At 80.0% G+C, this 240-nt stretch carries 1 pseudogene; it reads right to left on the bottom strand.

Annotation, left to right across the window (positions count from 1 at the left end):
• Nucleotides 1-240: pseudogene (locus tag ACL06G_RS21560) on the bottom strand (metallophosphoesterase); the annotation flags it as partial.

Genomic DNA, 240 nt, shown 5'->3' with positions numbered 1-240 from the left:
CCTCCCGGCCGCCCCCGGCCCCGTCGTCCCGGGCACCCTCCCGGGTGGGCGGGGCCCCGCCCACCGGCACCCGGACCGCACCGGCTCCCGCCGCCTCGACGACCCGGCCCACCGGACGGCCCGCCCGCCGCGCCAGGACCCACCGCAGCACCGGACGCACACCCTCCCCCACCAGCAGCGCCAGCGTGAGATACAGCAGCAGCGCCAACCACAGATACCCCGGCCACGCCACGACCCGCT

Origin of the sequence: Streptomyces callyspongiae (assembly GCF_047200695.1) — a bacterium.
Lineage (GTDB): Bacteria > Actinomycetota > Actinomycetes > Streptomycetales > Streptomycetaceae > Streptomyces.
This window is presented reverse-complemented; position numbering and strand designations above follow the sequence as displayed.